The sequence below is a fragment of the Streptomyces sp. NPDC002133 genome (assembly GCF_040296405.1).
GTDB lineage: Bacteria > Actinomycetota > Actinomycetes > Streptomycetales > Streptomycetaceae > Streptomyces.
Map to the genome: position 1 here is coordinate 24195 of NZ_JBEOXF010000053.1, position 12780 is coordinate 36974.

Here is a 12780-nt window from a genome sequence, read left to right on the forward strand (position 1 = left end):
ACTATTGCTCGGTCCTGACTCTGTCGTCGAAACGACTTAGGAGGGAATGACGATGGAGCGGAGGTACACCGTGTAGGCGCTGCCCTCGGTCACATCTACCGACACCGTATACGTGGGAGCCGGTCCCGGTTCACTGGTTCCGTCCGAGGAGCCCTCAAGGTAGGTCCGCCCCGGTCTGCTCGACCAGCCGACCTCGTCGGCGTCCTCGACGTAGAAGCCCTTGCGCATGTCACTGCGCGGAACACCGATGCTGTCCAGGAATTTCTCCATGTCCGTCTTCGGCAACCGGAAAGTGAGGCAGAGGCTGTACGAGGACCATCCGTCGCTGACGAGGGAGGACACGTCCTGCGCACCTGCCGGAACGTTCAGCCGGTGCATGCCCAGGACCTTGGCCGACGGGGCGCCCGACGTCAGACGCCCCTGCTCGTCGGAGACCGTCTGCTTCGGGTCCGTACCGGAGTTCGTGACGGCCCGGCTTTCGCCGGTCCCCTGTCCGCACCCAGTCACCCCCGCGAGGAGGACCGCCAGGAGCAGCGCGCCGACAGCGGACTTCGTTCTCCCCACGGCTACCACCCTCCGATGGTGAAGGCCGTGGTGCCCTTCACGTCGTACTCCTGATATTGGGGCTGGTGCCCGTGTGCGGGACCTTGACCTCGGTCTGCTTGCCCCGCTCGTCATAGCTGATCAGGGTCTCATGGCTCTCGGCGTCCTTGGCGGCGACGACGAGCGAGTCCTTGTCGTAGGTGCGCGAGGTGGTCTTGCCGGCCGCGTCGGTGACTGTGGTGACCCGGTGATTCAGGTCGTAGGCGGTCTTGGTGGTGCAGTCGGTAGCCTCCGGAGTCACGTTCTTCTTCGGATCGACGACCGTGATCAGGTTACCGACGTTGTCGTACTCATAGGAGATCCTGTCACCAGCCGCGTTGACCACGGAGGTGAGCTGGTAGATCGCGTCGTACGTGTTGGTGGTCTTGAAGTCATCCGGGTCGGCTGCGGTCAGCGCACCCTTCGCCGAAGCAAGAGCAACCGCAGCAGGCGGTATACGGAGGAGTTCAAGCGCGACGCGGTCGCGCTGGTCCGGTCCTCCGGGAAGACCGTCACCGAGGTGGCCCGGTAGATCGGGGTCAGCGCCAAGGGACTGCGGAACTGTGTACCACCGTGCAAGCTGAACGTCCGGCAAAGCCGCAGCCAAGGGCGGTGCAGCCATTCTGGAGCGGTACGGGCCGTCGGAAATGGACCTCAACGAGAGGCACCTCGTCGGCGGCCTACTTCACTCGAAGCGGCGGGGACTGGAAACGGAGCGGTAGCCACCACGCCAGTCCCCGACCCTACTCAGTTCCCACAGGGAAACGGACCCCTGTAGTAGGGCCTTCTCTCCTGGACCTCACGCAAAAGCAGTTCACCAGAGTACTCACGGAAGTTCGCCCAGTTCTCGGGGTATCCTAGAAGATGATCCGTGATCCTTAGGCTCGCCAGTTCACGGATCGGGGGCCGTTGACTACCGAGCAGGCACTCGATAAACGTGGCACAGCGTGCTCCGATTTCCGCGTCCATGGGCACCGCGTCCAGGGCAGGTGCCAGAACCCGTCGCACAAAGATCTCGCTTGCCAGCGTGTATGCACCTACCTCCACCAGGCCATCCTCATCCAATTCGGCATACTCCGCCTCTTCCCGCTCCAGCGCGAGGATCTCGTCCCTCTGTTCCGGGAACCACTCCCACAAGAGTTCTCGAATAAAGGCAGAATCCGAGCATCGGAATTCCCCGTGTGCTGCCATGAGCGCCAAACCGCCATTCACTGAACTTACCGAGAAGCGCCTCTCTGGGGATCGGATCCCCAGAGAGGCGCATCAATCCATCAAGCCATTAGCCGCTACGCAACTTCTGGCACGGGGCAGTCGCCCATGACATCACACGGCTGATCACCGCGCAGGAGGGACTCGACTCCATGCCAAATGAAGAGGAGGTCGCCTGCCACACCCAGGCCATTCATTATCCTGGGAAGCTTCGGTTCGCCCTTGAGTCGCGGAACTCCGTGCGGGTTCGATTCGAAGGTCCCGCCCGTGATGGACGCCATGGAGGGTGCCCGCCACGTGATGTTGGCGGCCTTTTTCACCGCGCTGGCTGCCACATCGTTCTCCTTGAGGATTTTGGTGATCGCTCCGTTCTCGTCGACCGTGTTGAGGGCCTTCCACAGTTCGTCAGCCTCACCGAGAGCGATACTCCGGTCCGCTACGGACAGCTGCGTGGGCTTGTCCGGCTTCCGGTCAGCCTCCAGGAGTTTTACCAGGCGGTTAAGCTGGTCAGCTGCGTCGGCGACGTGCCATAGTTTTTTGGTCGGCTTGCCCGTCCTCAACTCATTGAGGAGGGCTGTTCCCACCTTCCCGTTTCCGACTTCTGGAGTCGATCCCGGCTTGATGTAGATGTCGTTTAGGATGCCCCTCAGCGTACCGTTGTCGACCTTCGGAGCCACCGCCCCGATCTGCTGGTTGTGCCACTCCGTGTTGGCCGTGGTGCCACAGCCTCCGGGGCAACCGCCCGTGCTGGGATTGTAGCCGTGGCACTGGGCTTCGCTGCCGCAGTAGTCGGGGATGTGCCCGTCGATCTCGACCAGCGAGACTGGGTTACCTCCGGTGAAGGCATATCGGTTGCCCGTCAGCGGATCGCTGCCGAGTCCCATGTCGGCGAGGGCGCCGTTGTACATGTCCCGGGTGGTGAAACGGTTCAGGCCCGGGTTGTAGTCGCGGAAGCCCATGTCGTAGGTGCCGGACTGGGCATCCCAGCGCTTGGCGTTGAAGCGGTAGGGGTTGTATGCCTCCTTGGTCGGGTCAGCGGCGTCAGGCTTGTCGATGCCGGTGAACTCGGACGTGTCGTCCTTGCCGTAGGCGGTGTAGCCGTAGGTGGCCTTGGTGTCGCCGGTGCTGTCGGTCAGGGTTTCGACGTCGGTGTGGCTGTTGTAGCCGTAGTAGCCGTCCTCCGTCGTGCCGCCGGTGTTGTACTTGACCTGGGAGAGGCGCTCGCCCCACGGGCTGTACTGGTAGGACTTGGTCAGCTGACCGGCAACTTCCTCGTTCAGAACCTCGCCGGACAGGCCGAGGTAGGTGAAGTCGGTGGTCTTGCCGTCCGCGGTCCTGGATGCGGTGCGATCGAGCGGATCGAAGGTGTACGTGGTGGACTTCATCGCGCCGGTGTCGTCCATCTTCTGGGACTCCACGACGTGGTCGAAGCCGTCGTACACGCTTCGTGAGATGACCTGTCCGCCGCTGGTGACCGACTCCTGGCGGCCGAACGGATCGTAGTTGTAAGAGGCCGACACACCCGACGTACTGGCGCTCAGCAGCCGGTTGCGGTCGTAGTTGTACGTCGTGGACGTGCCCTTGACCGTCTGGCTGATGACATTGGCATTGTCGTCGTGGATGTAGGTCTCGGTGCCCGCGCCGTTGCCGGTCTTGACCGATCTGGCGAGCCGGTTTGCCGGGTCGTAGGTGTAGTCGGTGGTGGACTCCAGATATGCCGTGTGGTTGTCGGCGTTCATTTTCTTCGCCTCGTCCTGCGCCTTGTTGCCGTTGGGGTCGTAGGCGTAGGTGTGTGAGGAGACGAGGGTGCCGTTGGGCTTCTTCTCGGCGGTGCTCTTCAGAGCGCCGTCGAGGTAGTAGGTGTAGTCGACGGTGTTGCTGTTGGCCTTGGTCTCCTTCAGCTTCTGGCCGCGGTCGGTGTACGTGTACGAGGTGACCTTCGGTGAGGCGTCCGTGGGTGTCTTGCCGACTGACACGGTCTTGACCAGTTCCCGCAGGTCGTAGGTGTACTTGGAGAACTGGTCGGGGTGGGTGACTGTCTCCGGCTGGCTGTTGGCGTCGTACGTGTACGACGTGGACTTCTTCTCTTGGCCGGCCAGCGCCTCGGTGACCTTCTGGGCCTGGTTCAGGCCGGTATAGGCGATGGTGTAAGCGTCGACCTTCGCGCCGGATGAGGTGTCGTCGATCGAGGTGAGGTTGCTGTTGACGTCGTAGGCGTAGGCGAAGGTGTGCTTCTCGCTGTCCGTGTCGGCCGAGTTGTCGCGCACCAGCTTGACGCCGTCGGCCAGAACGGGGCCTGATTCGTGCTGCTCCAGCGTCAGCTTGGCGTCATTGCCTTGCTTGAAGCTGTATGAGCCGAGTTCGACCCAGGTGCCGCCGTTGAGATTCTGGTTGACCGTCTTCTCTGATGTGCCTGTGGCGTGGGTGACCGTGTACTTGGCTGCGAGGGCGGCGGCGTCCACCCTCGGGTACTTCACGTAGGCGGTGTAGGTGCCGTCCTTGGGGATGTTCAGCGTCCAGGTGAACGTGTCCGTCCCCGCTCCGGCGGGATGGACCTGGAAGTCATACCCTTGCTCCCCGTTGGCGAGGCTGGCCTTGTTCCAGGTCCCGGTGGAGCTGGTGTTCTGGGTGTCGGAGTTGTCGACGAGCGGGACCGCGCTGCCGACCGGCACGCCGTCGTCGAACTTCGACTTCAGCTTGCCGTCCGGGTAGTACGTCCAGCCCATTGTGCGGTCGGACGAACCGCCCGCTGCAGTCTGGGTCCGGGCGGTCTGCTGACCGAGCTCGTTGTGGTCGTAGGTGGTGACGATGTCCCACGGGTCGGTCGACGACTTGGCCCAGCCGTTGTCGTAGTAGCTGTAGGTGGTGTCGTTGCGGACCGTCTGGCCTTCGGACGGCGGCAGGGAGGTCTTGGAGACCCGCCCGACCGAGTCGTAGAACGTCTGGGTGTAGACGTTCGGACTGTTGTAGCGGGCATCTGCTGGGTCGTAGGGCTGGAACTGCTTCACCGGCCGGTTGAGCTTGTCGTACTCGGTGCGCGCCGAGAAGTCATCGGCGTTGGCCGTGTCCACGCCACGCGGGGTGATCACCTTGGTGGTGTTGCCGGCTTGGTCGTACTCGTACTTCGTTGTCCGGTAGGTGATGTTGGGGCTGGTGCCCGTGTGCGGGACCTTGACCTCGGTCTGCTTGCCCCGCTCGTCATAGCTGATCAGGATCTCGTTGTTCTCGGCGTCCTTGGCGGCGACGACGAGGGAGTCCTTGTCGTAGGTGCGCGAGGTGTTCTTGCCGGCCGCGTCGGTGGCCGTGGTGACCCGGTGGTTCAGGTCGTAGGCGGTCTTGGTGGTGTAGTCGAGCGGGTCGGCGGTCGCGTTCTTCTTCGGGTCGATGACCGTGGTGACGTTGCCGACGTTGTCGTACTCGTACGAGAGCTTGTCACCGCTGGCGTTGACCACCGTGGTGAGCTGGTAGATCGCGTCGTAGTGGTTGGTGGTGACGTAGTCGTCCGGGTCCGCCGAAGTCAGGGTGCCCTTGGGCTCCGTCGTCGTCTTCAAGTTGCCGACCTTGTCGTACGTGTAGGTCGACTTCCGCTCGTCCGAGGTGGCCGTGTCCTTTGGCGCGGTGGCCGAAATGACCTGGTCCGCATCGTCGTACACTGCCGTGGAGACGGCACCGTTGGGCGCGGTCGACGTGGTGACGTTGTCGTTCGCGTCGTAGACCGGGGCCGGGGTGGTGATGTCGACACCGGCGGACTTGGGCTGCTTCTGCTCCAGCGGGCGGCCGAACGTGTCGTACGTCTGCGTGGTCGTCTTGCCCAGCGCGTCCGTGACCTCGCGGACCTGGCCTCGCTCGTCGTAGACGAACGAGGTGGACTTGTTCAGCGCGTCCGTGATCGTCTTCGGATAGCCGGTGGGGGCGAAGTCGCTGTTGGTGGTCGGGTTGCCGTTGGCGTCGGTCACCTTGGTCATCTGACCGTAGGCGTCGTAGTCGTACGACGTCGTGTAGTCCCCGGCCGTCGTGGTGGCGACGCCCTTGGGGTCGGTGACCGTCTTCAGGTTGCCGAAGGTGTCGTACCCGAACTGCCAGGTACGGCCTTCTGGCGACTTCTTCTGGAACAGATCGGCGATGTAGCCGTTCAGGCCGGTCGTGTAGGTGAAGGTCGCCGCAGCCGTACCGTTCTTGTTGGCCTCGGCGTTCTTCTGCGTGAGGGGGTAGCCGGTCTTGGGGTCGTACGTGTACGTCGTGACCGCGCCGTTGGCCTCCTCGAGGCTTGTGACGTTGTTGTCCGCGTCCCAGTTCAGCTTGGTGTTCTGGGACTTGGCGTTGGTGGTCGAGGTGGGACGGCCGTAGCCGTCCGTCACATACGTCGACACGTGGTCCTGGGCGTCGGTCACCTTCGTCTCGATTGTCGAGCCGCTGGTGCCGTCCGGGTCCGTGTAGGCGAACTCCGTGTGGCCGCCGAGCCGGTCGGTGATGGTCTTGGCCGACCAGTGGAACTTCGGGTCGTCTCCGGTCTGCGGGTAGTAGTAGGCCAGTGAGGTCTCGTGGTGGCGCGGGTCGGAGACCTTCTCCAGCTTGACGTTCTTGTTCCCCTGCGTGTCGTCGTAGGTGAACGTGAAGACCTTCGGCTGGCTGGATCCGTCACCGTCGGTCAGCTCGCCCAGCAGGCCCTTGTCGCTGTAGACGAACGACACCTTCCGGAGGCCCGAGATGTCGGTCATCGACTTGACGTGGTCGATGATCTTCGGGTTGGTGAGGTTGGTGCCGGTCTGCTTCACACCGGCGTCGTCGATGTACGGGTACGACTGGCCCTTCGTGTAGTACTCGATCGTGAGGGACTGGCGTCCGGCTGGGTCGGTGATGTACTTGAGCAGCTTGGTGCGCTTGTTGCCGGAGGTAAGCTTCTCGTAGGTGTAGGTCTGCGTGTTGCCGTTCTTGTCGACGATCGACGTGATGTAGCCGTTGCAGTCGTACCAGAACACGGTGCGGTCCGGGCGGGTCATCTTCCAGGCCCGCGGATCTTCGTCCTTGTCCGGGGTGCACTGCACACTGGCGATCTGCTCCAGCAGGTAGTGGACTCCGGCCGGGGCCTTCCAGGTTTGGTCTGGCTGCTTGCGGAAGGTGTGCGAGGTGCCGTCACCGTCCGGCATGGTCACTTCGGTCGGGTTCGGGTTCGGGTGGAAGTCGAGCGCCATGCCCAGCCGTAGCGGGGCGGCCGCCTGGCCCGACCAGCCATGGCCCAGCCCGGTGTCGGAGGTGTCGAGGGAGTTGTAGTTGAGCCGGGCGAAAGTTGAGAGGCCACGTCCCGGGTTGCTGAAGACGTTGTACGACCAGACGTTGTTCCCCGCGTGCAGGTTGTTCATCACCGTCGAACCTGCACCGGTGTTCTTGCCTGCGTAGGAGTAGAACTTCTCCAGGCCCAGCTGGTCAGAGGTCGGGTCCTCCACCGCCACCCTCTGCTGAAGGCCGTCGATGCCGGCTGATTGCGAGAGCCACTGGCCTGTCGTCTTGTTGTAGACGTCCCAGGTCAGGATGTACTCGGTCCGCTTACTGCCTGAGTCCGAATTGATCGGCGCCTTCACCTGCGCATCGACTGCGGCCGTCTCACCGACCGACAGGGACGTCTCCTCCGCACCGCCGGGGATCGCCGACTGCAGCTGGTTTCCGCCGTTGGTGACATCCGTGCCGTCCGGCAGCGACCACCGGTAGGACAGCACGTAGTCCGCTACGTTCCAGCGCGCGCCACTGGTGTTGGAGACGTTCACCCGCGTGGTGATGGTGTCACCGGGGACCATCCGGGCCGGTGTCTGAGGCGCGGAGTACGTCGCATTCGTATCAAGGTAGGTCAGCACCAGTTGCGGCCGAAGCTGCGTCTCGGCTGCCTCCGAGGACAGGAACATGGTCTGCTCCTGCGGCCCGGCGGTGGTCTCGTTGTCCAACTTGAGCAGTACGCCCTTGTTGGACGCCGAGTCGTTCAGCCAGCTCTGCGCGAGTGACGTGACGTACCACTCGCGCCAGCCGGACTCATTGGTGGTGAGAAATGCCTGCTCACCCTGCGAGGAGCCGAAGTCGCCGCCTGCGGCTGCCCAGTTGGTTGTGGCATTCGCCTTGGTCCAGGTGGCGGTCGCTTGGTCGAAGTCCTTGTTCAGACCGTGGATGTCAAAGGCCGCACCGGTCGTGCTGCTGGTGGTGGAGGCGCTCCAGAGCTTGACCTGCGCGTTGAGCAGCCTGGCGCTCGACGGCAGGGCCGGGACCGAGAACTTCACGAGGGCACGGGTGACGCCGAGGGTCGTCGAGTTGTTGCCGACGGCAAGCCACTTCTGTGCGGCGCCATTGCTGCTGACCGTGTCGTGGGCCGTGGTCGACTCGGTCGTGGACAGGGTGGTGTCCGTGACACCGGTCTGAATGATCTTGGTGGTCCGGTTGGGGTAGGGCGCGGTGATCCGCTGGGTCGGAGCGGTGATCAGCTGCCCGTCCTGGTTCTTCACCGCAACCATGTAGTAGTAGGTCTTGATCCCGTCCTCCGCGTTCGGGATGCTCGGCTCGGCGGAGGTATCGGTGTATGTCGTCGACGTCTTGGCGACCGGCGCGACGAGCGTCGCCGTCGAAGGGGTGAAGTCCGCCGTCGTTCCGCGGTGCACCTGGTATTCGACGATGTCGTCGCCGGTGCCGGTCGACGGATCGGCATAGGCGGACCAGGACAGCTCCGCACCGGTGTCGTGAATCGTGGTGGGCGCGGCGAGCGTGACGCCGGGGCGGCCGTAGGTGACGGTGAGCTTGGGGAAGACCGTGGGCTCGTCGGTCTGCCCGTTGGAGAGTCCATTGTTGAGCTCGGACGAGACATAGCTCGGCCCGCCCTTGCCCAGCACGGACTCGTCCGCCGCCTTCAGCACAAAGCCGTTGTTGGTGTAGGTGCCGTTGAGCCAGGACTGGACCGTGTCGGTGACCGAGAACGTGTGCCGGACACTGTTCGCGGCGTTCGCGCTCTTGGTTACGGTCGCGGCTTTGGTGAAGCGGACCGCGTCCGCCATGGTCCGCTTGGTGGAGTCCCCGGTGTCCCCGAGGACGACCTTGCCGGCCGTACCGGCGGCGAAGGAGTGCGAACCGAGCTTCGTCCACACGCCGCTGGCGCCGGTTGTCTGGTTGACGGTGTACGGCGCGGTTCCGCCGTTGTGTGTCACCGTGTACGGGGCCACGGTGGTCGCGTCGGCGACGCCGGCATGGTGCACATCCACCGTGTAGGTACCCGACTCAGGCAGCTTGGGCTGCCAGGTGTAGGACTCTCCCGTGGCGGTGTTCTTGTTGTACACGTAGTCGTTGCCGACGTTGATGCTCGTGGTGGGCACCCGAGGCCACTCGCCAACCGCCGCCGTAGTGCCGACGTCGCCGTCGTCCACCGTGACCGAGGTGCCGGAGAGCTCACCGGTGATGCCGTTGGCACTGCTCCATGTCGCGGAGGTCTCGCTCCAGGCGGCCGTGGCCCGGTGGGCCTCGATGGTCACGCTGTTCGCGTTGGTCGTGTGCGTCTTGTCGTAGTACAGACTGAGCTGCGCCGAGTCGATCTTGGTGCCAGCGGGGATCGAGGTCACCGGGAACTGGACCAGGGACCGGATGGTGCCGAACGCGTTGGTGCCGACGTTGAGCGGATAGCGGGTGCCCGCGCCGTCGTTGTCGTTGTAGTTGAACGTCGGAGCCTGCGAGGCGATCATGGTGTCCTGCGCACCGTCCGCTGGGCCCATGACGCGGACGGTCGGGTCGATCGCGACCGGGTACTGCCGCTCCGGAGCGGCCAGCCACTTGGCGTCGGGTACCACGGTCAGCCGCCAGCCCTTGCCCGCCTTGACCAGCTGCTGGCTGACCGCGCTGCTGTGTGCCTTCTTGGCGTCCGTCATGAAGGGCGCCGGGATGGCGAGTACGGGGCGCCTGGAGAACTCCCCGTACAGGTCGATCGCGCCGCTCTTGCGCAGCTTGGGCGTGAGCCCTTCGGTGGTGATCGTGAAGGTGAACTTCTGTGCGGCGGCAGGCCGCTCGGTGAGGACGATGTCCTCCTTCACCTCGCCCGGCCGTACGTTGTAGACGAGGTCGGCCTCACCCATGGCATCCGGGTAGCTGACCGTCTCCCCCTTGGCCTCGGGCTTCAGTTTCCCGGCGCCCTCGGGTCCGCCCACCAGGCCGAAGGTGACGGACTGCCCGGTCTCCGCCTCGAGCCGCATCAGGCGATTCGGGTCCGACCCAAAGTAACTGCGCCCCACATTCGTGGTGTTGGCGTAGTCGAACCCCTTATGGTCCGTCCGCCCGACCGTAGTGTCGATCAGCTTCCAGCCCTTGCCGGCCCGGTACGACGTCACGCGTGCCGAGATCTCGGCCTCGATGCGTCCGTCCGAGAGCTGCCAGTAGCGCGCGCTGGCGGTGCGCTTGCCCGCGAGCTCCTTGACCCGATGAGCCTTGGGCGCCTTCTGCCCCTTGGGGAGGCGCTGCTTCTGCGGGATGTCCGTCTCCGCGGAGTGGCGCTTCTCGTCGTCGCCCTCGTCGTCCGAAAACCAGCCCTTGACTGTGTCGACCAGGCCAGGCCCTCCGTCATCGCCCTCAGCCGCTCCCGCATTCGCGGCGAACGCCGGAGCCGACAGCAAAGGGCCACACAAGGCCCCCACTATGAGGAGCACGCCGGCGCGTCTCCATTTGTTGGCCATACCGAATCTCCGCTCGTCCATGCCTTGATAGGCGCGCGAATTCACGCGCGCCGAATACGCCCCCGACCGGCAGAGCGGTACGCCGGCGAGCCGCACCGGAAACCGCTCAGCACCACAAACGAAAAATGACCAGCCCGCGGTGTACATGCCAGCCCGGTAAGCGGGCGCATCATTAACCCTTGATCGACCGACAGTCAACCGACGGGAGAAGTAGGGGCATTCGACCTAATGAGCGGCACAGTTGATCAATCGACACAGACAACTACCGTCCGATTTAGCCCTCTTATTCCATGGCTGGCGAGAACACGCTCGACTCCTGTATAAACCAGCCGTTTTGCATAGAGCCGAGAGAGACGGAGGGCGCAACCGTGACCATCAGCCCCCAACCACCCGTCGAAGAGTCCGTGGAGACTCCGAGCCAGGACGAGCAAGATCCCGCTACCCCTGCCCGTACCTCCGCCAACCCGGCACGCTGGATCACAAGAGGTCTACTCATAGGCGGCATCGCAGTGCTGGCCGCCGCGGCGGTGGTCATCGGCCTGGATGCCCTCCCCAAGGAGGAGAGGAAGGGGCCCGCGAAGATCCCGACGTACGGCGTCGTCTACTCCGTCACCGGCAAGGACAGCGTCGGTGTCTCGTTCAACGAGGGCGGCGGGCGAAGCGGGAATCTCTCACCGGCCGAGCTGCCCTGGACGAAGAAGGTCGCCATGCCCGCGGACGGCTCACCGCCCACGATGGAGATCACACTCGGCGAGAAGGGCGGCCGCGCCGAGTGCGCACTCGCAGTTCACGGGCGCGTGGTTTCCCGTTCCGTGGCGCAGGGGGAGTTCGGCCGCGCGACCTGCGGCACACAGGCCCCCACGACAGCTCCTCCTGTAACCCCGGACTACTGAGGTTTTCTCCGCTCAGCCTCAGGCGGATGCGGGCTTGGTGGTGCACTTGCGGGCGGGGCGCGGCTTGGGCTGGTCGTCGGCCGGGATGCGGCGCGGTGCCTTGGCGGCGGGCTTGGCCTTCGGCTGGGGCTGGGCGGGACGTTGCTGTCCTGGTCCACGGCCCGCCACGCTTACTGCCGCTCGCCATTGACCTTGAGCCTTTCCCAACCCGGCTGCGAGGGCGGCAAGTTGGCAGTGGCGGACTGTACGAAGTAGTGAAGCTCCTGGTAGACGGGGTCACGGCCAAGATCGCCCGTGCCCTACCAGGAGCTTCGTCGTGCTTGTTCACCCATCCGCGATCGACCTGTTCAGTTCGAGCGTGCAGTTCCTCACGCGGCACCTTCAGGCACGGCGCCGGCAGCAGCGCACACACTGGCGCCCTCTGCTGCCCGGCCGTCGGGCCGTCAGGCCCTCCTGGTCGAGGCCCACCTGCGCTGCGGCGACACCTACGCCCAGCTCGCTGCTGCCTTCTACAAACGCCATCCCGAACGCTTCGCCCGACGGCCGAAACCACCCGAGATACCCAGCCAGGTCTGGATCAACGACCCCGCCAAACGAGCGCCACTGGCACAAGCGCAGCACGGCCCAATGGAACCTTCTGATGCCCGCGCAGCAGTGGCTGCTCGGCGAGGTGCTGGGCATCGAGCCCCGGCCGAGAGCTTGGGCCCCATCTGCCACGCTTCCAGCGAGTGGGCACCCTGTGGATTACTCCCGGAAGTCGATACGCTCGCCAAAGCGAGCAATGACCAGGTCACAGGCTCCAGCCCTGCTCACCTTCAACGGAGTCGCGCCACGTGCACCTCGTAGATCTGCGGAAATGGCATGAGCTCATGGAACTCCTTGCTGCCGAGTTCATGTCCGGCTTCGAGGCGGTCCATGGGTACCCGCCCGGGGAGCACACCGTGTGCCGCGGGACCGAAGAGGGTCCCGTGCTGGCGGAGGCCTTGGCCCGCCAGGGCGTAGCCCGTCCGCTCCTGGAGTACTACGGGCACCTCGGTGCCATGGAGCTGCCCGCCCTCGACAACGGGATCTGGATCGATGACGCCGCCTCTCTCATTGCCAAGGTCGAGGCGGGCAACTATCCGAACCGGCTTACTGGCGCGGTTGATGACACAGTGTCGGTGTTCGCCACAGACGGCGGTGGAGGCATGTACGCCCTCAGCCACACCACAGGGTGCGTCTACCACATCACCGCGGGCGCCCTGGTCGGCAGCACCTACGACCTCGACGAGAGCGGCTACCGAATCGCCGCCGAGGACCTCTGGAGCTTCCTCGAGCAACTGCACGCCCGCCTCGCCGCAGCCGTAGAAGCGCAGCGAGCCGCGCTGGGGAAAGCGCACGGGCAGTAGAGACGGGCACGTGAGATTCCG

Annotated in this window: 6 protein-coding genes; 2 read left to right on the forward strand and 4 right to left on the reverse strand. The window is 64.6% G+C overall.

The features are described from left to right. Positions 1–36: 36 nt before the first annotated feature. The 4 genes from ABT078_RS33250 to ABT078_RS33270 form a co-directional block, all read right to left on the reverse strand. Positions 37–564, reverse strand: coding sequence for a hypothetical protein (locus tag ABT078_RS33250; RefSeq protein WP_351234414.1), 528 nt, complete (start codon positions 562–564; stop codon positions 37–39). A 37-nt stretch (positions 565–601) separates the two neighbouring features. After that, complete coding sequence (locus tag ABT078_RS33255) at positions 602–1204, reverse strand: hypothetical protein (protein ID WP_502981428.1); 603 nt, start codon at positions 1202–1204, stop codon at positions 602–604. A gap of 125 nt (positions 1205–1329) precedes the next feature. Continuing rightward, entirely contained in the window at positions 1330–1719 is a 390-nt protein-coding gene (locus ABT078_RS33265) for a hypothetical protein (RefSeq protein WP_351234416.1), read from the reverse strand. A gap of 149 nt (positions 1720–1868) precedes the next feature. Beyond that, positions 1869–9497 carry a golvesin C-terminal-like domain-containing protein gene (locus ABT078_RS33270; protein WP_502981431.1) on the reverse strand — a complete coding sequence of 2543 codons (7629 nt, stop codon included), beginning with the start codon at positions 9495–9497 and terminating at the stop codon, positions 1869–1871. Between the two features lie 1349 nt (positions 9498–10846). Here ABT078_RS33270 and ABT078_RS33275 point away from each other — a divergent pair. Together ABT078_RS33275 and ABT078_RS33285 are read left to right on the forward strand one after the other, a co-directional pair. Further along, positions 10847–11371 (forward strand): hypothetical protein, encoded by a 525-nt coding sequence (locus ABT078_RS33275; RefSeq protein WP_351234418.1) that lies wholly within the window; start codon positions 10847–10849, stop codon positions 11369–11371. A gap of 869 nt (positions 11372–12240) precedes the next feature. Next, positions 12241–12759 carry a hypothetical protein gene (locus ABT078_RS33285; protein ID WP_351234419.1) on the forward strand — a complete coding sequence of 173 codons (519 nt, stop codon included), beginning with the start codon at positions 12241–12243 and terminating at the stop codon, positions 12757–12759. The last annotated feature ends 21 nt before the right edge of the window (positions 12760–12780 follow it).